6 protein-coding genes are annotated in these 24,584 nt (G+C 60.0%); 4 read left to right on the forward strand and 2 right to left on the reverse strand.

Features of this window, described 5'->3' with window-relative positions:
- Window positions 1-37 precede the first annotated feature (37 nt).
- The 3 genes from LA04_RS08805 (at window position 38) to LA04_RS08815 (ending at window position 21,572) form a co-directional block, all read left to right on the forward strand.
- Entirely contained in the window at window positions 38-18,043 is an 18,006-nt protein-coding gene (locus LA04_RS08805) for an Ig-like domain-containing protein (protein WP_047651237.1), read from the forward strand.
- 176 nt (window positions 18,044-18,219) lie between these two features.
- A complete protein-coding gene (locus tag LA04_RS08810) occupies window positions 18,220-20,400 on the forward strand; it encodes a type I secretion system permease/ATPase (RefSeq protein ID WP_047651238.1) in 2,181 nt (726 codons plus the stop codon).
- Window positions 20,397-21,572 carry an HlyD family type I secretion periplasmic adaptor subunit gene (locus LA04_RS08815; protein WP_047651239.1) on the forward strand — a complete coding sequence of 392 codons (1,176 nt, stop codon included), beginning with the start codon at window positions 20,397-20,399 and terminating at the stop codon, window positions 21,570-21,572. Before LA04_RS08810 ends, LA04_RS08815 begins: the two co-directional genes overlap by 4 nt.
- A gap of 35 nt (window positions 21,573-21,607) precedes the next feature.
- Here LA04_RS08815 and LA04_RS08820 read toward each other — a convergent pair whose 3' ends face one another.
- The gene (locus LA04_RS08820; protein WP_047651240.1) at window positions 21,608-22,492 is read right to left on the reverse strand and encodes a hypothetical protein; all 885 of its coding nucleotides are present in this window, start codon (window positions 22,490-22,492) and stop codon (window positions 21,608-21,610) included.
- Between the two features lie 277 nt (window positions 22,493-22,769).
- On the opposite strand from LA04_RS08820, the gene LA04_RS08825 reads away from it, so the two are divergent.
- Entirely contained in the window at window positions 22,770-24,233 is a 1,464-nt protein-coding gene (locus LA04_RS08825) for an EAL domain-containing protein (RefSeq protein WP_047651241.1), read from the forward strand.
- A gap of 30 nt (window positions 24,234-24,263) precedes the next feature.
- Here the strand turns inward: LA04_RS08825 and LA04_RS08830 are convergent, their stop codons facing one another.
- On the reverse strand, window positions 24,264-24,536 hold the full coding sequence (locus LA04_RS08830) for a DUF883 family protein (RefSeq protein WP_047651242.1): 273 nt from the start codon (window positions 24,534-24,536) through the stop codon (window positions 24,264-24,266).
- Between the last annotated feature and the right edge of the window lie 48 nt (window positions 24,537-24,584).

Genomic DNA, 24,584 nt, shown 5'->3' on the forward strand with positions numbered 1-24,584 from the left:
TATCCACAGGAATCCGTACACCTGCAAGGAGAAGAATATGAGTAACGTAAAAGTTGTTGATGTCATCATTCGCAAAACGGCGGAGAAAACGAAATTAACCGGCGAAGGAAATCTGTCGGTCTCTATTTCATCCCCGAGCGTGATTGAAATCCAGGGTTCTGCTCAGGATGTGGTGCGCTATGTCCGCCAGGGTAAAGATCTCCTCATTTATATGAAAGATGGCAGCGTTATTCGCTGCAATAACTATTTTGTTGAAGATCCTGAAACGCATAATCAGTCAGAGCTGGTATTCAACGATCGTCAGGAACTGACGCATATTTCTTTTGCCGATACCGGGGAAGCATCGGGTGCTGCGGTGACCGAGTTAACCGCGCAGGCCACACCGATTAGCAGCATTCAGCCTTTCCTCGAGCAGGAAAGCGTCTTAAGCGACGCCCCGTGGGGCTGGATTGCGGGAGCGGCATTAGGTGGCGGTGCCATCGGGGCGCTGCTGGCAAACGGCGGTGACGGCGAAACTAAAACGAAAGTTATTGATAATACGAAAGAGGTTGAAAGCGCTACGCCGACCTTCTTGCTCTCGGATAAAGCGGGTGACAAGCAGGGCGTGCTGAGTGCAAACGAGATCACGGACGACAGCAACCCAACCTTTAGCGGCACCGGTCAGCCGGGTGCGACCATCCAGATCAAAGACAGCAGCGGCAGCACCATTGCCAGCACCATGGTCGGTAAAGACGGCACCTGGACGGTAATGTTACCGACCCAGACGGACGGGGAGCACACCTGGTCAGTCGTGCAGATCGACGGCAGTAAAACCACCTCTGCGGGCAGTATCACCGTGACGGTCTCTACCGCCGACGCCGCCATTACGCTGGCCACCACGGCGGGCGATAACGTGCTGAACGCCAGCGAGCAATCCGCGGGCTTTACGCTTTCGGGTGCCAGCAAAAACCTGGCGCAGGGTACCGAACTCACCGTGACGCTGAACGGCAAAACCTACACGGCTGAAGTGGGAGCAGACGGCGCGTGGCGCGTTGACGTGCCTGCGGCAGACGCGCAGGCGCTGGGCGATGGTACCTGGACGGTCAACGTCAGCGGCAAAGACGCGGCGGGTAACACCATCAGCGGAAGCCAGACGATTGGCGTGGATACCACTGCGCCAACCCTCTCTGTCGATACCCTCGCGCAGGACAACATCATTAATGCGGCTGAGCACAACCAGCCTCTGACCCTGACCGGTAAAACGAACGCGGAAGCCGGTCAGATCGTCACGGTCACGCTGAACGGTAAAAACTATAACGCCACGGTGGGCAGCGACGGCACCTGGTCCGTCACGCTTGATGTGAACGACGTGCAGGCGCTGAGTGAGGGTAATCACACCCTGACGGTTAACGTTAGCGACAAAGCGGGCAACGGCTCGTCCGTAACGGCAGATTTCACGGTGGATACCGCCGCGCCGGTCGTCACCATCCATACCGTGGCGGGCGACGATACCCTCAATATCAGCGAGCAGGGCCAGGCGCAGATTATCTCCGGGCAGGCGAGCGGCGCGGCGGCGGGCGATGTGGTCACCCTGACCCTTGGCGGCCAGACCTTCACCGGCGTGGTGCTGGCGGACGGCAGCTGGAGCGTGGGCGTTCCGGCGTCCGTGCTGGGCGCGCTGGGTGAAGGCAACCACACGCTTTCGGTTTCCGTTACTGACGCGGCAGGCAACACCGGCAGCGCCACGCACGGCATTACGCTGAGCGGACACCCGCCTGAATTTACGATTGACGCCATCAGCCAGGACAACGTGCTGAATGCCCAGGAGGCGATGCAGCCGCTGAGCCTGACCGGCACCAGCAATCTGCCGGACGGCAGCGCCATCACCGTGACGCTCAACAACGTCAGCTATCAGGCCACCGTAGAAAACGGTATCTGGGCAGTCCAGGTGCCGGTTTCCGACGTCCTGAATCTGGCGAACACGCTTTATACCGTCAGCGTCAGCGGGACCGACAGCGTAGGTAACAGCGGTTCTGCCGAGGCGAATCTGCTGGTAGATACCGTTCTTCCGCAGGTCATTATCAATACGTTTGCGGGCGACAACCTGGTCAATAACGCCGAAGCGGGCGTCGATCAAACCCTCAGCGGTCGCGTTACCGGCGCGGCGGCGGGCGATACCGTCTCCATCACAGCCGGCGGCAAGAGCTACACCGCAACGGTTGGGAGCGATCTGACCTGGAGCGTGAAAATCCCGTCAGCGGATCTTCAGGCGTTCGGCGACGGGGATTTAACCTTCACCGCGTCCGTCACCAACGGGCACGGCAATACCGGCACCGGCGAGCGTGATATCAACATCAACGCCGAGCTGCCGGGTCTGCGCGTGAACACCATTTCCGGCGATGACGTGATCAACGCCATCGAACAGCAGCAGGATCTGAGCGTCACCGGCTCCAGCACCCATCTGGCCGCAGGCACGCAGATTATCGTCACCATCAACAACGTGGAGTACGTTACCGCGGTGAACGCCAGCGGCAACTGGCAGATCGGCGTTCCGGCGGCGGACCTGCAGGCCTGGACGGCGGGCGGCATGACGGTTAGCGTCAGCGCGGTAGATGCCTGGGGCAATCCGGTTGCGGCTGAACACCCGATTGAACTCGATCTGAACGCCGTGGCGGTCACCATTGATACCGTCTCCGGCGATGACCTGCTGAATGCGGCAGAAAAAGGCAGTGATTTAACCCTTTCCGGCCAGACGCAGGGCGTGGAGGCGGGGCAGACCGTGGTGGTGAAATTCGCCGACCAGACCTTCACCGCGCAGGTGCAGCAGGATGGCTCCTGGAGCCTGAGCGTGCCTGCCAGCGCCATGGAAACCCTGATCGACGGGCGCGCGCAGGTGAGCGTCAGCGTCACTAACGTCAGCGGCAACAGCGCGGACGCCGCGCGCGTGGTCACGGTGGATACGCAGCCGCCGGCGATTACGCTCGATAACCTGACCGCCGACAACATCATCAATGCCGCTGAAGCGCAGCAGGATTTACTGTTAAGCGGCAGCAGCAGTGCGGAACCCGGCCAGACGGTCACCGTGACGCTGAACGGCAAAACGTATCAGACCACGGTCCAGACGGACGGTACCTGGCAGCTGAGCGTCCCGGCGGCTGATGTCGGTGCCCTGACGGACGGCTTTGTGACCGTGACGGCCACCGTCAGCGACGTGGCGGGCAACGCCAGCAGCGCCGATCGCGTGGGTCTGGTGGACGCGACCGTACCGCAGGTGACCATCAACGACTTTGTCACCGACACCAACACCGTTAACCAGCTCGCCCATTCACAGGCGCAGATCCTGAGCGGCTCCGTCACCGGTGCGGCGGCGGGCGACCTGGTGACCATCACCATTAACAGCGTCGACTACACCACCGTGGTGGATGCATCCGGCAACTGGAGCCTTGGCCTGCCGGCGTCCGTCGTACAGGGGCTGACCGACGGCACCTGGACTATCGACGTCTCCGTGACCGACCGTTCCGGCAACACCGGAAGCAATTCGCTGGATGTGGTGGTGAATACCGTGACGCCTGTCATCGGTATCAACACGCTGGCGGCGGACGACGTGATCAACGCGACCGAGAAGGGCGAAGATCTGCTGCTCTCCGGCACCAGCAACCAGCCGGAAGGCACGACCATTACGGTGACCCTGAACGGGATTCAGTACACCGCCACCGCTGACGCCAGCGGTAACTGGAGCGTGACCGTACCGGCCTCGGCCGTCAGCGCGCTGGGAGAAGCCCATTACACCGTGACGGCGAGCGTCACAGATAACGTAGGTAACAGCGCTTCAACCTCACACGATGTGCTGGTGGACAGCTCGCTGCCGGTAGTAACGATCGACACCCTGGCGGGCGACAATATCGTCAACGCAGCGGAAGTGGCGGCAGGGCAAACCCTGACCGGTAAAGTGACGAACGCGGCGGCAGGTGACACTGTCACCATAATCCTTGGCGGCCAGACGTACACGGCTACCGTGCAGGACGATCTCACCTGGAGCCTGCCGTTAAGCGAGAGCCAGTTCACCGCGCTCGGCAACGGCGACCTCACCGTATCCGCCAGCGTGACCAACGGCCACGGCAATACCGGCTCTTCTTCTCTCGACTTCACCATCGACGCCCAGCTCCCGGGGCTGCGCATTGATACTGTCGCGGGCGATAACGTCATTAACGCGATCGAACACGCCCAGAACCTGATTGTGTCCGGTACCAGCACCGATCTGGCGGCGGGCAGCGCCGTAACCGTGACCATTAACGGTAAAGCCTATTCTGCAACGGTGCTGGCGGACGGTACCTGGCAGGCGGCAGTACCGGCGGCTGATGTGTCCCAGTGGACGGACGGTTCGCTGGATATCAAGGCAAGCGCGCAGGATGCTTCCGGCAACCCGGTGGCTATCGGCACCGTCGTGGACGTCGATCTCGCGCCTGTCGCCATCACCATCAGCAGCGTGACCGACGATAACGTGCTCAACGCGGCGGAAAAAGGCCAGGATCTGGTGCTTTCCGGCACCACGTCCAACGTTGAAGCGGGTCAGACCGTGACCATCACCTTCGCGGGTAAAACCTATACCACGACGGTGGATGCCAACGGCGACTGGACCTGGACCGTTCCGGCAGCCGATTTGAGCAGCCTGAAAGACGGTGACGCCAGCGTGCAGGTAACCGTCACCAACGTGAACGGCAACGCGGCGTCTTCGGCTCAGGAATTCAGCGTCGATACCACCGCGCCGACGGTGACCATTAACACCATCAGCGGCGATAACATGCTTAATGCGGCTGAGGCGGCGCAGGATCTGACCCTGAGCGGCACCTCGACTGCCGAAGCAGGCCAGACGGTCACCGTGACCTTCAACGGCAATCAGTACACCGCTCAGGTGCAGGCGGACGGCAGCTGGACGCTGGACGTGCCTGCGGCGGATATGGCAGGCATCGCCGACGGCAGCGCGGCGGTCACGGTGACCGTGTCCGATAAGGCTGGCAACCCGGCCAGCGCGGGCTCCTCGGTGCTGGTCGACACCACCGTACCGCAGATTTCATTCAACATCGTCGCGGGCGACGACGTCGTGAATATTGCCGAGCACGGCCAGGCGCTGATCGTCTCTGGTAAGGTGACGGGCGCGCAGGCGGGTGACGTGATTACCGTGACCCTGAACGGCAAAGACTACACCGCCATGCTGGACGCGTCCGGCAGCTGGAGCGTGGGCGTTCCGGCGGCGGACGTAGGCGCGCTGGTTAACGGCGAACAGACGATCTCCGCGACCCTCACCGATAAAGCCGGTAACAGCACCACCGAGACGCACGCGTTTGACGTTTCCCTGACCGCGCCGGTGATTGCCATCAATACCCTGGCGGTTGACGACGTGATCAACGCGACCGAGAAAGGCCTGGATCTGCTGGTGTCCGGCACCAGCAACCAGCCGGACGGAACCACCATCATAGTGACCCTGAACGGGATTAACTATACGGCGACTACCGATGCCAGCGGGAACTGGAGCGTTACCGTTCCGGCGGCAAACGTCTCCGCGCTGGGCGAAGCAAGCTACGTGGTGACGGCGAGCGTAACCGACACCGCGGGCAACAGCGCGAGCACCGGCCACAGCGTGCTGGTCGACAGCGCGCTGCCGCAGGTCACCATCAATCCTGTCGCCACGGACGATATCATTAACGCAGCGGAAGTGGCTGCCGGGCAGACCCTGAGCGGCAAAGTAAGCGGTGCGGCGAGCGGTGACACTGTCACGATTTCAATCGGCGGTAATACGTACACCGCGACGGTTCAGGACGATCTGAGCTGGTCGGTCAACGTGCCGTCTACGGTCTTGACCGCCATCGGGAACGGCGATCTGACCGTGTCAGCCAGCGTCACCAACGGCCACGGCAACACCGGAACCGGCGAGCGCGACATCACCATTGATGCCAACCTGCCGGGCCTGCGCGTCGATACCGTGGCGGGCGACGATGTCATCAACAGCATTGAGCACGCCCAGAATCTGATTATCACCGGCTCCAGCGAAGGCCTGGCAACGGGTGCGGCGTTAACGGTCACCGTCAACGGCAAAACCTACGCGGCCACCGTGCTGGCGGACGGGACCTGGACGGCAGCCATTCCGGCGGCGGACGTCAGCGCGCTGAATGCGGGCACGGTCACCGTGACCGTGGACGGCCAGAGCGCGGCGGGCAATCCGGTTTCCATCAGCCATGACGTGAAGGTGGATCTGGCGGCCATTGCCATCAGTATTAACCCAATTGCCTCGGACGACGTAATCAACGCGGCGGAGAAAGGCGCGGACCTGGTGCTGTCCGGCTCCACCACCAACGTAGAAGAAAACCAGACCGTCACCATCACCTTCGGCGGCAAGTCGTACACCGCGACGGTGGATGCCGACGGCAACTGGACGACCACCGTACCGTCTGCCGATTTGGGCAGCCTGAAGGACGGCGATGCCAGCGTGCAGGTAAGCGTCACCAACGTGAACGGCAACAGCGCGTCGGCAGGCCGCGAGTACAGCGTGGACGCCACCGCGCCGACGGTATCTATTGAAATTGTCAGCGACAACAACATCATCAATGCGGCCGAAGCGCAGCAGGATCTGGTCGTTAACGGCGTGACCAACGCCGAAGCGGGCCAGACCGTCACCGTGACGCTGAACGGCGTGGACTACACCACCACCGTGCAGGCAAACGGCAGCTGGAGCGTGACCGTGCCGTCCGCGGATCTGAGCGGTATTACCGACGGCAACTACACCATCAGCGCCGCCGTATCGGATAAGGCAGGCAACCCGGCCTCTGCGGATCGCGACGTATTGGTGGATACCACCGTTCCGCAGCTGACCATCCACACCGTTTCCGACGACGACGTGATCAACAGCGCCGAGCATGCGCAGGCCTTGATTGTCACCGGTTCCGTGACCGGCGCGGCGGCGGGTGATGTGGTCACCGTTACCCTCAACGGCAAATCGTACATCGCCACACTGGATGCCTCCGGCAACTGGAGCGTTGGCGTGCCTGCGGTGGACGTCACCGCGCTGGCCGCCGGGGATTACACCATTACCGCGGCGCTGACCGATAAAGCGGGCAACAGCAACAGCGCCACGCACGGCGTGGAGGTGAACCTGACCGCGCCGGGGCTGACCATTGACACCGTTTCCGGTGACGATGTGATCAACAATACTGAGAAAACACAGGATCTCACCCTCTCCGGTACGGCTTCCGGCCTGGCAGCGGGCGCGGTGGTGACCGTGATGCTGAACGGCAAAGCGTACAGCGCGCTGGTGGACGATAACGGGAAATGGACGACTACCGTCCCGGCGAGCGAAGTCGGTCAGCTGGGTGAGGCGCTTTACACCGTCACCGCATCGGCAACGGACAGCGTCGGCAACAATACCAGCACGTCGCACACCGTGAACGTGGAATCCGTTCTGCCTGGCGTGATCGTCAACACCATTGCGGGCGATGACGTGATTAACGCGGCGGAGCTGGCTGCCGGGCAGACCATCAGCGGTAAGGTGGTGAATGCCGAAGCGGGCAACACCGTGACCGTGACCATTGGCGGCAACAGCTACACCGCCACGGTGCAGAGCGATCTCACCTGGTCCGTGAACGTGCCGTCGGACGTGCTGACCGCGCTGGGTAACGGTGATTTGACCGTGTCGGCCAGCGTGACCAACGGCGTGGGCAATAGCGGAACGGGCGAGCGTGATATCACTATCGACGCTAACCTGCCGGGCCTGCGCGTGGATACCGTGGCGGGCGACGACGTGATCAACAGCATCGAATACGGGCAGAACCTGATTATCACCGGCTCCAGCGACGGGCTGGCGGCGGGCTCGGCGCTGACCGTGACCGTAAACGGCAAAACCTATCCGGCGACCGTGCTGGCGGACGGCACCTGGAGTGCGGCGATCCCGGCTGCGGACGTGGGGGCGCTGAATGCAGGCACGGTCACCGTGACCGTTGCGGGCCAGAGCAGCGCCGGTAATCCGGTCTCCATCAGCCATGAGGTGACGGTGGATTTGGCGACCGTTGCCATCAGCATCGATGCGATTGCCGCCGACGACGTGATTAACGCCGCCGAGAAGGGCGCGGATCTGGTGCTCTCCGGGGCGACCTCTAACGTTGAGGAAAACCAGACCGTTACCATTACCTTTGGCGGCAAGAACTACACCGCCACGGTGGACGCCGACGGCAAATGGACGACCACGGTGCCAGCGGCCGACCTGGCGGGTCTGAAAGACGGCGACGCCAGCGTGCAGGTGAGCGTCACCAACGTCAACGGCAACAGCGCCTCGGCGGGCCGCGAGTACAGCGTGGATGCGACCGCGCCGTCCGTGACCATCAACACCCTGGCGACGGACGACATTCTTAATGCCGCCGAAGCGAAGAGCGATCTGACCGTGTCCGGTACCAGTACCGCCGAAGCGGGCCAGACGGTGACCGTGTCGCTGAACGGCAAAGACTACACCACAACCGTCAGCGCGGACGGCAGCTGGACGCTGAACGTTCCGGCGGCCGATCTGGCAGGATTAACCGACGGTAGCGTCACCGTTACCGCTTCGGTCAGCGACAAGGCGGGTAACCCGGCGTCCGTAGACCACAACCTGACGGTGGATGTGACCGTTCCTGCGGTCACTATCAACACGATCGCGGGTGATGATGTGATTAACGTGGCTGAACACAGTCAGGCACACGTTATCAGCGGCACCGCCACCGGCGCGGCAGCGGGCGATAAGGTGACCGTCACCATCGGCGGCCAGACTTACACCACCGTGCTGGACGCGGCGGGTAACTGGAGCGTGGGCGTACCGGCAAGCGTGATTTCCGGCCTCAGCGACGGCACCGTGACCGTCACGGCGTCGGTTACCGACGCGGCGGGCAACACCGGTACCGGCAGCCATGACGTGACCGTCGATACCGGCCTGCCGTCGGTGGCCTTCAACGCCATCAGCGATGACAACGTGCTGAACGCGGTAGAGAAGGGTCAGGATCTGAGCGTCAGCGGCACCAGCGCCAACCTGGCAGAAGGCACCGTGGTGACCGTGACCCTCAACGGTAAAAACTACACGGCTACCACGGCGGCAGACGGCACCTGGAGCCTGACGGTTCCGGCAGCGGATCTGGCCGGTCTCGGTCAGGCCAACTACACCCTGAACGCGACCGCCACCAACGGCGTGGGTAACAGCGTGAGCAACACCGCGAACCTGCTGGTGGACACCGCGCTGCCGACCGTCACCATCAACACCGTGGCGGGCGATAACGTCATCAACGCGGCGGAAGTGGCCGCAGGCCAGACCCTGAGCGGCACCGTGGCGAATGCCGAAGCGGGCAATACCGTGACCGTGACCATTGGCGGCAACAGCTACACCGCGACGGTGCAGAGCGATCTGTCCTGGTCCGTGAACGTGCCGTCTGACGTGCTGACGGCGCTCGGCAACGGCAGCCTGAGCGTGACGGCGACCGTCACCAACGGCCACGGCAACACCGGCACCGGCGAGCGCGAGATCGCGATCGACGCTAACCTGCCGGGTCTGCGCGTCGATACCGTGGCGGGCGACAACGTGGTCAACAGCATCGAGCACGCGCAGAACCTGATCGTCAGCGGATCCAGCGACGGGCTGGCGCCAGGCACAGCGCTGACCGTCACCGTCAACGGCAAAAACTATGCGGCCACGGTGCTGGCGGACGGCACCTGGAGTGCAGCTGTTCCGTCTACCGACGTGAGCGCGTGGCCGGAAGGCACCGTCAAAATCAGCGTGACCGGCGACAGCTCAGCGGGCAACCCGATTACCATCAGCCACGACGTGACGGTGGATCTGGCGACCGTTGCCATCAGCATCAACGCCATCGCCACCGACGACGTAATTAACGCGGCGGAGAAGGGCGCGGATCTGGTGCTGTCCGGTGCGACCACCAACGTGGAAGCCGGGCAGACCGTGACCATCAGCCTGAACGGCAAAATCTATACCGCGACAGTAGACGACAGCGGTAACTGGACCTGCACCGTGCCGTCTGCGGATCTGGCGGGTCTGAAGGATGGCGATGCCAGCGTGCAGGTGAGCGTCAACAACGTGAACGGCAACAGCGCCGCGGCGGGCCGCGAGTACAGCGTGGATGCGACCGCGCCGTCCGTGACCATCAACACCCTGGCGACCGACGATATCCTGAATGCCGCCGAAGCGAAGAGCGACCTGACCGTGTCCGGCACCACCACCGCCGAAGCGGGCCAGACGGTGACCGTGACGCTGAACGGCAAAGACTACACCACAACCGCAGGCGCGGACGGCAGCTGGACGCTGAACGTCCCGGCGGCCGATGTTGCGGCCCTGACGGACGGCAGCGTGACCGTCACCGCAAGCGTCAGCGACAAGGCGGGTAACCCGGCGTCCGTTGATCACAACCTGACAGTGGACGTCACCGTTCCGGCGGTGACCATCAACACCGTGGCGGGCGACGACGTGATTAACCTTGTTGAGCATGGCCAGGCGCACATCATCAGCGGCACCGCCACCGGCGCGGCAGCGGGCGATAAGGTCACCGTGACCATCGACGGCCAGACCTACACCACCGTGCTGGACGCGGCGGGCAACTGGAGCGTCGGCGTACCGGCAAGCGTGATTTCCGGCCTCAGCGACGGCACCGTGACCGTCACGGCGTCCGTCACCGACGCGGCGGGCAATACCGGCACCGGCACGCATAACGTGACCGTCGATACCGGTCTGCCGTCCGTGGCGTTCAACGCCATCAGCGGCGATAACGTGCTGAACGCGGTAGAAAAAGGTCAGGATCTGAGCGTGAGCGGCACCAGCGCCAACCTGGCGGAAGGCACCATGGTGACCGTGACCCTCAACGGCAAAAACTATTCGGCCACGACCGCGGCAGACGGCTCCTGGAGCCTGACGGTTCCGGCAGCGGATCTCGCGGGTCTGGGCGAAGCGAACTACTCCCTGAACGCAGCCGCGACCAACGGCGTGGGCAACAGCGTCAGCAATACGGCGACCCTGTTGGTCGATACCGCGCTGCCGACCGTTACCATCAACACCGTGGCGGGCGATAACGTCATCAACGCGGCGGAAGTGGCCGCAGGCCAGACCATCAGCGGCAAGGTAGCGAACGCGGAAGCGGGCAATACCGTCACCGTATCCATTGGCGGCAATACGTACACCGCGACGGTACAGAACGATTTGACCTGGTCCGTTAACGTGCCGGAATCCGTCCTGACCGCGCTGGGCAACGGCGATTTGACCGTGTCGGCGACCGTCACCAACGGCCACGGCAACACCGGCGCGGGCGAGCGCGAAATCACTATCGACGCCAGCCTGCCGGGCCTGCGCGTCGATACCGTGGCGGGCGACGATGTGATCAACAGCATCGAGCACGGGCAGAATCTGATCGTCACCGGCTCCAGCGACGGGCTGGCGGTAGGCACGACGCTCACCGTGACCGTGAATGGCAAAACCTATGCGGCCTCCGTGCTGGCAGACGGCACCTGGAGCGCGGCGATCCCGGCGGCAGACGTCAGCGCGCTAAACGCGGGCACGGTCACCGTGACCGTTGCGGGCCAGAGCGCGGCGGGCAACCCGGTGACCATCAGCCACGATGTCACCGTCGATCTGTCTGCCGTTGCCGTCAGCATCAATGCGATTGCCACCGACGACGTGATTAACGCGGCGGAGAAAGGCGCGGATCTGGTCCTGTCCGGCAGCACCTCGAACGTGGAGGAAAACCAAACCGTTACCATCACCTTCGGCGGCAAGACGTACACCGCGAAAGTGGACGCTGACGGTAACTGGACGGCCACCGTGCCGTCTGCGGATCTCGCGGGCCTGAAGGACGGCGATGCCAGCGTGCAGGTGAGCGTCACCAACGCGCACGGCAACAGCGCCTCTGCGGGCCGGGAGTACAGCGTGGATGCGACCGCGCCAGCCGTGACCATCGATACGGTCGCAGGCGATAACGTGATTAACGCCAGCGAAGCGTCTGCGGGCGTGGCTATTTCCGGCACCACCACGGCGGAAGTCGGTCAGACGGTCACCGTGACGCTGGGCGGTAAGAGCTATACCGCGCAGGTGCAGCAGGGTGGAATCTGGAGCGTGAACGTGCCGGGTACCGACCTGTCCGCTCTGGCGGATAACGGCTACACCGTGCAGGTCAGCGTGAGCGACGCCGCGGGTAACCCGGGCAGCGCGGGCAAAGCGATTACGCTTGATACTACGCCGCCGACCGTCAGCTTTAACGCTGTCGCGGGCGATGACGTCATCAACAGCGTGGAGCACGGGCAGGCGCAGATCGTCAGCGGCACGGCAACCGGCGCGGCCGTCGGCGATAAGCTGGTCATCACCATCGGTTCGAACCAGTACACCACCACCGTGGACGCCAGCGGTAACTGGAGCGTGGGCGTGCCGGCAAGCGTGATTTCCGCGCTGACCGACGGCACCGTGACCCTCAGTGCGACGATTACCGACAGCGCGGGCAACAGCAGCACCCAGACTCACGACGTGGTGGTCAACACCGCCTCCGTGGCGCTGACCATCAATACCCTCAGCGGCGATGACGTCATCAACGCGGCTGAGGCGGGCAACTCGCTGGTGATTAACGGCTCCAGCGCCCAGTTCGCCAGCGGGACCCAGGTCACCGTGACGCTGAACGGCAAGAGCTATACGGCCACCATCCAGAGCGACGGCAGCTGGACGACCACCGTACCGGCCGCCGACGTGGGCGCCCTGGCCGATGGCGCGAGCTATCAGGTGTCCGTGTCGGCGCAGGACAGCGCGGGCAACAGCGCGTCGGCGACGCACGGCATCAGCGTGGATACCACTGCGCCGGTGGTGAGCATCGCGACGCTGTCGGCTGACGATATGCTGAACGCGCTTGAAGCGCAGCAGCCGCTGACCGTGCACGGCTCTTCCAGCGCGGAGGCGGGTCAGACCGTCACCGTGACGCTGGGCGGCAAATCCTACACCGCCACCGTCGCGAACGACGGGACGTGGACGCTGGATGTTCCGGCGGCAGATCTGGCCGCCCTGAGCCAGGGCGCGCTGACGGTCACCGCCTCGGTCAACGACAAAGCCGGTAACAGCGGCCAGACCACGCACACCTTAACGGTGGATACCGTCGCGCCAACCGTGACCATCAGCACCGTCGCCGATGACGACATCGTCAACAACGCGGAGCAGCTGGCGGGCCAGACCATCAGCGGCACCACCACGGCGGAACAGGGCCAGACGGTGACCGTCTCCTTCAACGGGCACAGCTATCAGGCGACCGTCGCGGCAGACGGTTCGTGGTCGGTCTTCGTGCCGGGCCGTGATTTCCTCGGCCTGAGCGACGGGGAGTACACCATCACCGCTTCGGTAAGCGATAAGGCGGGCAACCCGGGCAGCGCGACGCACGACGTAACGCTGAACGGCGATGTGCCAACCATCACCATTAACACCTTTGCGCAGGACGATATCGTCAACGCCGCCGAGCACGGTACGCCGCTCGTCATCAGCGGTACCACCGACGCCCCGGCGGGCCAGACGGTGACCATTACGCTTAACGGTAAAACCTACACGGCGACCGTCCAGAATGACGGCAGCTGGAGCTATACGGTGGGCAGCGCAGACGTGACCGCGCTGGCGGACGGCGGTTCTTACGTCATCAACGCGCAGGTCAGCAACACCATCGGCAACAGCGGCAGCGATAACCACACCGTGACCGTGGATCTCACCGCGCCGTCGATGGGCATTACGATTGATTCGCTGCAAAACGATACCGGCCTGAGCGCGAGTGATTTCATCACCAACGACAGCCAGGTCGTGGTCAACGGCTCGCTGACCGCGCAGCTCGGCAACAACGAGAAGGCGCAGATCAGCCTCGACGGCGGCACCACCTGGATTGACCTGACCGTGACCGGCACCACCTGGCGCTACACCGATGGCCGCACCCTGACGGACGGTACGTATCAGTACCAGGTGCGCGTTATCGATAACGCCGGGAACGTGGGGGCAACGGACAGCCAGGACGTGGTGATTGACCTGACTAAGCCTGCGGCAAGCACTATTACGGTCGATTCCATCACCCAGGATACGGGCCTGTCCGGCAGCGACTTTATCACCAGCGACAGCCAGATCAGCCTGAAAGGGACGCTCGGCGCGGCGCTGGGCAGCGGCGACCACGCGCAGATCAGCCTTGACGGCGGCGTCACCTGGACCGACGTCAGCGTCAGCGGCCTGAGCTGGACCTATGTCGATGGCCGCACGCTGGCCGACGGGGATTACAACTACCAGCTGCGCGTGATTGACGACGCGGGCAATATCAGCGCCACCGCCAGCCAGGTGGTGACCATTGATACCGTTGCGCCGGACGCCAGCAAAACGATCGCTATCGACAGCATCAGCGACGATACCGGTCTGAGCAGCAGCGACTTTATCACCAACGATACGTCCCTGACGCTGCACGGCTCGCTCGGCGCGACGCTGGCCGACGGCGAATATGCCCAGATCAGCATCGACGGCGGCGTGACCTGGCAAAACGTCATCGTCACCGGCAACAGCTGGTACTACGTCGATAGCCGCACGCTGGGTAACCAGACCTATGACTACTACGTTCGCGTGGTGGATGCCGCCGGCAACGTGGGGGCCAGCGCCCATCAGCAGGTGACCGTCGATACGGTCGCCCCGGATGCGGCGATTACGGTGACCGTGGATAACATCACCGTGGATACCGGCTTCGACAATAACGACTTCCTGACCAGTTCGACCTCGTACACGCTGCACGGAACGCTTGGCGCAGAGCTCGGCGCGGGTGAATTCGTGCAGGTGAGCATGGACGGCGGCAGCACCTGGGTGTACGCCACCGTCAGCGGGACGCAGTGGAGCTACAGCGACACCCGTACCCTGACCGACGGTAGCCATAACTACCAGGTGCGGGTCGTTGACCAGGCGGGGAACGTCGGAGCCACCACCTCGCAGGCGGTGACGGTGGATACCCAGGCGCCGCAGTACGGCGTCACCATCGACAGCATCAGCGAAGATACCGGCCAGTCCGGCAGTGATTTCATTACCATGGACACTACGCTGACCATCAACGGTTCGCTGGGCAGCGCGCTGGCAAACGACGAGCGCGTGCAGATCAGCCTCGACGGCGGGAATACCTGGCTCGATACCACGGTCACCAACCAGCGCTGGAGCTACACCGATACCCGCGATCTGGCTGACGGGGACTATACCTACCAGGTACGGATTATCGACCAGGCGGGCAACGTGGGCTCCACCGCCTCTCAGGTGGTGACCGTGGACACCACGCCGCCAGCGACGGTAGGCACGGTAGTGAGCTATACCGACGGCGAAGGCGAGCGTCAGGGCACCTTTGGCAGCGCGGTGGCAACCGACGATAACTCGCCGCTGATCAACGGGACGCTGAACCGCGCCCCGGACGACGGTGAAATTGTGCAGCTCTACCGTGATGGCGTTCTGCTCGGCCAGGTGACCATGAACGGCAGCGCGAGCTGGTCCTTCCAGGACAACGGCCTGAGCGACGGCAATCACACCTATATCGTGCGCGTCACCGACAAAGCGGGTAACTACACGGAATCGGACGGCTTTGTGCTGAACGTCGATACCAGCATTCCGACCACCACGGCGGCGATTACCGCGCAGACCACGTCGGACACTACGCCGATCGTCAGCGGTACCGTCTCCGCTGACCTGGTAAACGGTGAATATCTGGTGGTGACGGTGAACGGCAAAACCTACACCTCCCAGACGGGCGGTGCGGTGGTGGTCGACCCGGATCACAACACCTGGTATCTGCAGATCCCGAACGGCGATGCACTGAGCGTGTCGAGCTACAGCGTGACGGCGCAGGTGAAGAGCAGCGCGGGTAACGGCAATACCACCGGTACGGCGACCGGCAGCCTGGTGATTGATACCACTTCGGTGAATACCGACTGGGCGACCACGGCGGGGAACAGCAACAACTCGACCATGACCCTCGGCATGAACAGCAGCGGTCTGTGGAATATCATTGCTAACGGCCAGTCCTACTCCAGCAGCGATAATTCGAGCTATGCCGGAAATACGCTGACCAACACCCGTGGCTACTACGTGGTGAGCCAGACCGCCGCCGACTTTGATCGTAACGGCACGCAGGACATCTTCGCGACCGAGAACACCTACGCCGGCTCCACGCAGGTGATGTGGACCTATGATGGCAGCACCTATAACGCCAGCCAGCTGGCGATGGGCACCACCATCTGGTACGGCGGCGTGATCGCGTACGACAAAACCGGGGATGGCTATCTGGATCTGGCGTACGGCGATGCCGGTATGGACTCACTGACCTACCTGGTGAACAACAACGGCGTTCTGTCGCCGGACGGCACCGGCGGGGAAGGCGGGTTCTACGGTCAGTTCGATTCCGGGCGCGAAATCTCCGGCGTCGACCTGAACAACGACGGCACGGTGGATATTGTCCAGCACACCAACCGCAGCGGCGCGTACTCGTTAACCGTGATCAACAACAACGGTAACGGCACGCTCTCCATCGGCCAGAACCTGACCAACGTGTTTGTGGTCAACGCCTCGAATACCACCACGGCGGCATCCATGACGTGGGCGGACTTCAACGGCGATGGCTACATGGATCTGTACCTGGGCAGCAGCTACAACAACAACGGCGGGGTGATCTACTACAACGACGGTACCGGGAAGCTCTCTGCCACCAAGAGCGCGGTGGAAGCCTCCAACGCCACGGCGGGCTATCTGTCGGTGGCGGTGGACTGGAACGGTGACGGGCAGATGGACATCATCAAGCTTAGCACCTACGGCGGCTCGCAGACGGCGACCCTGTTCACCAACAACGGTTACGGTTCCACCTGGACCTCAAGCCAGCTGGCGTCAGGCCTGGCGAACGTCACCGGCGTGGCGGCAGTGGACTACAACTGGGACGGCGCGCAGGATCTGCTGGTCTCTCAGCAGAACGGCAAGGTGGTGCTGGTGCAAAACAGCAAAACCATTGCTGATGGCACCGCGATGCACCTGCACATTGTCGACAGCGAGGGCATCAACGCCTACTACGGCAACACGGTCAATCTGTACAACGCCGCGGGCGTGCTGGTGGCCTCGCAGATCATCAACGCCCAGTCCGGTATCGGGTCGAACGATACCTCTGCGCTGGTGAGCTTCTACGGGCTGGACCCGAATGAGACTTACTCGGCGGAGATCCTGAAGATCGCCAACGGCGTGTCGGATAACGTCACCTGGACCGGCCTGGAGGCGGGCAACGGCAAAGAGGGCTATGTCCTGACGGCCGAAGCTGCCACCGGTGGCCACAGCGGGACCATCACCGGGACCGGGTATAACGACACCTTCATCGCAGAGGATGGCACCTATACCTACAACGGTTCCGGCGGCTGGAATACCCACTCCGACTACGACACCTGGAGCAACACCGGTGGGATGGACGTGGTGGATTACCGCAACGCGACCTCCGGCGTTAACGTTGACTTGCGCCTCTCAACCGCGCAGAACACCGGGTTCGGTACCACGCGACTGTTGAACATTGAAGGCATCAACGGCTCGGATTACGACGACGTTATTACCGGCAACAGCGGTGATAACCAGTTCGAAGGGCGCGGCGGAAACGACACCTTCAACATCGGCAGCGGCGGTCACGATACGTTGCTCTACAAGCTGATTAACGCCTCGGATGCGACGGGCGGTAACGGTCACGACGTGGTGAACGGCTTCACGGTCGGTACCTGGGAAGGGACCGCGGACACGGATCGTATTGACCTGCGCGATCTGCTCTCCGACAGCGGCTATACCGGCACGGGCTCGGCGAGCTACGTGAACGGCGTGGCCACGCTGGACAGCAGCGCGGGCAATATCAGCGATTACATCCGCGTGGTGCAGAACGGCAGCAATACCGAGATCCAGGTTGACCTGGACGGTACAGGCGGTCAATTCTCGCCAACCACCCTGGTGACGCTGAACGGCGTGCAGACGGATCTGGCGACGCTGCTGGCGAACCATCAGCTGTTAATTGCGTAAAACAACGCCGCGGGGAGCGATCCTCGCGGCCTTTTGCGTTTCTTTACATGAATAGCCATAACCCTATATTTCACAAGATTATTTTGCGGGCTCGTTTAGAGAGTGTTCGTTTTTCAATCATCCCGTAAAGGTATCATTTCAGTGCGTAATTATCGCGCTGGACAGGACGTAGCATTATGAAGACACATCCACAGTACGAACCCTGGCTGCAGGGCATGCTCATCATCGCGAAGCATTACCGGCTGGATTTTTCCGCGGAGCATGTTCGGGTCACGATTAACCATGAAAGCCAGTCTCCGCGCCAGCTGGTGCTGGAGGAGATGGCGCGCCAGCTTGGGCTGGGGATGCGTGTGGTGGCGGCGGAAGCGGTATCCCTCGACCCGTGGCGTCTGCCGCTGCTGGCGGAATTTACCGGCGGACAAATCGCGGTCATTAACCGCATGGACAGCGAAGGCAACGTCAGCCTGCAGTTTAGCGGCGACGCGGGGCTGGAGACCACGCTTACGCGCGATGAGCTCGGGTCGCGGTTAAAGGGCCTGATGGTGCTGCGCCCGCTCGAATCCACGCCGGATGCCCGCGTGGACGACTACATCAAACCCTATGAGAAAAACTGGTTCTGGCAGCTGGCGCTGAAGGACTGGCGACGCTACAGCGACATTATGCTGGTGGCGCTGGTCGCCAACGTGCTGGCGCTTTCGGGCATGGTTTTCTCCATGCAGGTGTATGACAGGGTGGTCCCGTCACAGTCTGAAGCCACATTATGGGTGCTGTTTGGCGGCGTGATGATTGCCATCGTGTTCGAATTCATTATGCGCATGCTGCGCGTGCATATTTCCGACGTGGTGGGGAAACGCGCCGACCTGCGCATCTCCGAACGCGTTTTTGCCCACGCGCTGCGGATTAAAAACGGCGCGCGTTCTAAATCAACCGGATCCTTTATCGCCCAGATCCGCGAGCTGGAGTCGGTGCGCGAGCTCATCACCTCCACCACCATCGCGGCGATCTCCGATCTGCCGTTCTTCCTGCTGTTCGTCTTTATTCTGTGGATGATTGGCGGGCCGCTGGTGTTGGTGGTCCTGCTCGCCGTGCCGCTGCTGCTCATTCCTGGTCTGCTGGTGCAGCGCCCGCTGGGAAAACTCTCCAGCGAAGGGATGCGTGAATCCGCCATCCGTAACGCCACGCTGGTGGAAGCGGTGCAGGGCATTGAAGACATCAAGCTGATGCGCGCCGAGCAGCGTTTCCAGAACCAGTGGAATAACACCAACGACGTCGCCGCCAGCGTCGGCATGAAGCAGCGCTGGCTGACGGGCCTGCTGCTCACCTGGACGCAGGAGGTGCAGTCCATCGTCTATGCGGTGGTACTACTGGTGGGCTGTTACCTGGTTATCAGCGGCGACATGACCACCGGTGCGCTGGTGGGCACCTCGATTCTGGCGTCGCGCACCATCGCGCCGCTGTCGCAGATCTCAGGCGTGCTGTCGCGCTGGCAGTCGGCAAAAGTGGCCCGCAAGGGGCTGGACGATCTGATGCAGCGTCCGATTGACGATCCGCAGCACGGCAAGAAGGTCCACAAAGCCCACCTGCGCGGCGACTATGCGCTTGATGACGTCGGGTTTTATTACGACGAGGAAGAGAAACTCACCGTGCTCAACGTCAGCAAGCTGCAGATCCGCGCCGGAGAGCGCGTGGCGGTGCTCGGGCGTAATGGCTCCGGTAAAAGCACGCTGTTGCAGTTGCTGGCGGGCATGCAGGAGCCGCAGCAGGGCAGCATCCTGTTGGACGATATTGCCCTCAATCATCTGGACCCGGCCGACGTGCGTCGCGACATGCAGCTGCTCGGCCAGCAGGCCCGGCTGTTCTTTGGCTCCGTGCGGGACAACATCCTGATGGGGAACCCGCTCGCTACCGACGACGAGATCCACCAGGCGCTGGTCAACAGCGGCGCGCTGGAGTTCGTGCGCAAACAGAAAATGGGGCTGAACACCATCATCAACGAGGGCGGAACGGGCCTCTCCGGCGGTCAGCGTCAGGCGCTTTTGCTGGCGCGCGCGCTGATCACCTCCCCGAATATCCTGCTGCTGGACGAGCCTACCGCCTGGCTGGACGAAATGAGCGAGAAGCAGTTTATTCAGCATCTTCACAAATGGCTGGGTAAACGCCGGACGCTGGTCGTGGCGACGCATCGTCTGCCGATTCTGGACCTCGTAGACCGCATCATCGTGCTGGAAAACGGCAAGGTGGTGATGGACGGCCCGCGCGATGCGATCCTGCATCAGCACGGTATGGCGCCGCAGAAAGCCGCGCAGCGCACCGTGACCATGAAGCCGGCGGCGGTTGCAGAGGAGGGCGCGGCATGAATGATTTATCTCGTTTCAATAGTCGACTGAAGGAGCCACGTCTGCCGCGGTCGTCACTGGTGGCATGGTCGCTGTTCGCCCTGCTGGCGGCGTTTATCATCTGGGCAAGTCTGTTCCAACTGGATGAAGTGACGACCGGCAGCGGCAAGGTCATACCGTCTTCTCATGAGCAGGTTATTCAGTCTCTGGAAGGCGGCATTATCCACAGCCTGCTGGTGCGCGAAGGTGACATCGTCGAACGCGGCCAGCAGCTCGCGCAGCTTGACCGAACCAAAACCGAGTCGAGCGTTCTGGAGAGCGAGTCGCGTCTGAATGCCGCGCTGGCAACGGCGGCGCGCCTGAAGGCCGAGGTGAACGATACGGAACTCGCGTTTCCGGACGAGCTGGATGACGACGTTGAGCTGGTTAAACAGGAAACGGCGCTCTACCAGTCCCGTCGTGAAAGCCTCGAAAAAGGGCTGGCCGGTTTGCGTCAGGGCGCCGAGCTGGTGCAGCGCGAGCTGTCGTTAACCCGTCCGCTGGTGACTCAGGGGGCGGCCAGCAAGGTTGAGGTGTTACGTCTTGAGCGTCAAAAAAATGAGCTTGAGAATAAAATCACCGAGATGAAAAACCAGTATTACGTTCGCGCCCGTGAAGAGCTGGCGAAAGCCAATGCGGAGATTGAGGCCCAGCGTTCGGTGATGAAAGGGCGTGAGGACTCCCTGACCCGCCTGACCTTCAATGCCCCGGTTCGCGGGATCGTGAAGGATATTGACGTCACCACCGTGGGCGGCGTGATCCCGCCGAACGGCAAGCTGATGAGCCTGGTTCCGCTTGACGATCAGATGGTGGTTGAGGCGAAAATTTCGCCTCGCGATGTGGCGTTTATCCATCCCGGTCAGAAAGCGCTGGTGAAAATTACGGCCTATGACTACTCCATCTACGGCGGGCTGGAAGGGGAAGTGACCATGATTTCCCCGGACACCCTGCAGGATGAAGTGAAAAGAGATGTCTACTACTATCGCGTCTATATCCGTACCGACAGTAACCATCTGACCAATAAGCACGGCCAGGAATTTCCGGTCTTTCCGGGCATGATAGCTACCGTTGATATTAAAACCGGCAGTAAAACCATCCTGGATTATCTGCTGAAGCCGCTAAACAAGGCGAAAGAGGCGCTGCGCGAAAGATAAGAGAGTGGCGTTCGGGATCCCGAACGCCACGTTAATTATACCGTTGACGCCACGTTGTTAAGGTGGCGTCGTTCTTTAGGCACCACGTTGATGTAATGCGTGACATACGCAAAATATAAACCGGCATAGTTTTCCACCAGTTCGATAAAGGCCGGATAGATCGACATTTTTCCATCACCCCGATCTTTAAGATAGCCCGCCTCTTGCGCCGTTTTAATAATTCGGTTGACGTGGATGCGCGAAACGAAAAATTCTTTTGCGAGCGTGCTCGCTGAATAGTCAATGACGGCTCCGTGGGCGGATTTATTTTTCATGGCCTGCAAATAGATATAAAGCATAATCATTCGCCCTCCATCTTTATCAATAAACAACCCCACTTCAGGCAGCACCTTTCGGAACGTTAATCCCCGAAAAAGATATTCAGCCGCGCGGCGGAAGAAGTTGTTTCTCAAAATATCATTATCCAGCAGGTTTACATTAATATTAAAAGTCGGATAAAGAATGCTGACGGGCAAAAATGCCCCGGACATATAACGCTTAAGTTCATTGAGACCTTTTTCAGTTGGCGCGATTCTCGTTTTGCGTCGGTCTTCCGTGCAGCGCCAGGTACTGATGCGTCCGGTAGTTCTCAGTATTGTAATGATCGCAATAACGCTGTTGGGGCTGGCTATTTTATAGCGAGAGCATAACTCTTTAATCTCTGAAACTGATTCGGCCTGATTTCCAAAAATAAAACAACACATGGAGAGGATAATGTTGAACCGGGATTCCTGCAGCATTGTCTTGTAGAACAAAGGTTGTTTTTTGTAGATGGTGTCATTAATTGTGTAGTGCTCTAAAATTGCCTCACCGAATCGCGGATTGCTCTTTATAACATCCCTTCGATGTAGCAAGGCCCTGGATGAGATGTGATTATCCATAGCATTTTTTCTCGTATTTGAATGAACCGATAGATGAAGTATCCAGTCTTCTTTTTCGGAATTTTCATTATACCCTGAGAATAAGATGTTTGCCGTTGTTATTTGCAAAGAAAAGTATATTTAAACGACGGTGATTAACGCAAAGATGTTCCTCTGAGTTCAGCTGATAACTGTTTCTTACCCTGAGGCTGTACTGTAAAATTAATGTTTATAACAGGTGCGTTAAATTTTACGCATTCACAAATGGAAATGGCGCCTTAGTGCCCAGGAGCAGTTTATGACCCACAACATTTCTCTCAGAAATAGGGTGTGCGATGAACAAAAGTTTGTCATCTCAGCCTGCGGTTTTACGTTCCAGGGATATCGTCTGTTCCTTAACCAGTACGGAATACAGGCTTCGCATATTCATTTTGATGGGGATGAGGCATCGCAACAGGATATGAAAAATATCCTTATAAATCAGAATGCTCATGTTGTGGTGTTTCTCGGAAAAGGTATCTTAAGTCTCCTGGAGAGCCTGAAGCGACTGGCGTCCGTGCTCAATGCGTTGCCCGTTATTCGACGCGTCACGCTGTATGGCGACATACCGGATGGCTGGCTATATCGCACCCTGGGCAGTCTTTTAAATAATAGTTATCAATTATCATTGATTCGACTAGCCCGCGTTTCGGATGTCGTCACTGGTTCTCATACGCACCATCATGTATTTAAGGAACGTTCGTACTTATTACGCGATCGCTACAGGGATAATTCTTCGCAAGACAACGTCAAGTGGCTAACAAAAAGAGAGATTGACGTTTTATTAAATTTCTACCGCGGCATGTCCGTAAAAGAAATGTGCGATGAAATGGGACTATCTAATAAAACGGTTTATACCCACCGTAAGGAAGGCGTGCTGAAATTACGCTTAATTAAGCGGTGGCTACACGATTCGCACAATATCAATGCGGAAAGAAGTATCAAGCGGCGGAGTCAAAACACGGAATTTACGGATAAGGAAGCAGAGATTTTTAATGCATTATATAAAAAAGAGATCTTCCCTGCTTATCAGATCATTACCGATCGTGACAAAAAAGGCGTAGGCTTTGAGATACTGATCCGCTGGAACAAAAACGGTAAAATTGTCAAGCCGACCAGTTTTCTCACGGATATTTCAAATCATGAGATATGGTTGAAAATTACCGCGCTAGTTATTCATGCCGCCGTGTCGGGAATTAATAAGTATAATGGTAAATACTATTTTTCTGTGAATATTCCACCTCGCCTGGCCTCCGGAAATGCATTGCCTGATATGGCAAGGAAAGCTATCGACATGCTGCTCAAACCGCAGTGGGCCGAGAAGCTGGTCTTTGAATTCGCAGAAGATATTGACGTGACGAAGGACAAAGGGATCCCAGAAACCATGCGGCATTTGCGTAATACAGGGTGTCGATTGTTTCTGGATGACTGCTTCTCTAATCACCAAACCATGTTCCCGGTGCGGCAGGTGCATTTTGATGGACTCAAGCTGGATCGGGATATCGTTGAGCATTTTGTGGCAAACGACAATGACTATAACCTGATCAAAGCGATACAGATTTATAGCGACATGACCGGAACGGACTGTATTGCAGAGGGAGTAGACAGTGAGGAAAAATTTGAAAAATTAGTCGCGCTGGGCGTCAAAAACTTTCAGGGATATTATTTATCGCGAGCCGTGAAAGAGGACGAGTTGGATCGCATGGTCAGAATTTTTAGTTAAGAAAAAAATAAAGCCCCGAAGGGCCTTTTATTATTTTCGACCCAACAGCAGGCCGAGAACAATACCTACCGCACCTGCGGCGATGAGGCCGGTGAGGGGATTATTTCTGACAGCTTCAGTGACGTCGGAAACGGCATCGCTGGCCTGCGCGGCATATTTTTTAGCCGCACCTTTTACCTGATGCTTTGGTGAATCTACGAATTCACCAAACTGCTGCTGCGCTGAACCTGCAAGCTCATCAAATTTATTTTTTGCTTTATCTTCAGCAAACTGGGTGTTTTTATCAGTACCGAAATCAGACATTTTTGCCTCCTTTTGTTGATAATTTAAGGATAGCCGCTCTTTGTGGAT

It is taken from the genome of Enterobacter sp. UCD-UG_FMILLET (assembly GCF_000762975.1).
Classification (GTDB): Bacteria; Pseudomonadota; Gammaproteobacteria; order Enterobacterales; family Enterobacteriaceae; genus Enterobacter; species Enterobacter dykesii.

What these genes read in the sequence shown, in the direction of transcription:
- LA04_RS08830 (WP_047651242.1), bottom strand. Translation starts at nt 24,536, where the DNA reads ATGTCTGATTTCGGTACTGATAAAAACACCCAGTTTGCTGAAGATAAA.
- LA04_RS08810 (WP_047651238.1), top strand. Translation starts at nt 18,220, where the DNA reads ATGAAGACACATCCACAGTACGAACCCTGGCTGCAGGGCATGCTCATC.
- LA04_RS08805 (WP_047651237.1), top strand. Translation starts at nt 38, where the DNA reads ATGAGTAACGTAAAAGTTGTTGATGTCATCATTCGCAAAACGGCGGAG.
- LA04_RS08825 (WP_047651241.1), top strand. Translation starts at nt 22,770, where the DNA reads ATGACCCACAACATTTCTCTCAGAAATAGGGTGTGCGATGAACAAAAG.
- LA04_RS08820 (WP_047651240.1), bottom strand. Translation starts at nt 22,492, where the DNA reads ATGGATAATCACATCTCATCCAGGGCCTTGCTACATCGAAGGGATGTT.
- LA04_RS08815 (WP_047651239.1), top strand. Translation starts at nt 20,397, where the DNA reads ATGAATGATTTATCTCGTTTCAATAGTCGACTGAAGGAGCCACGTCTG.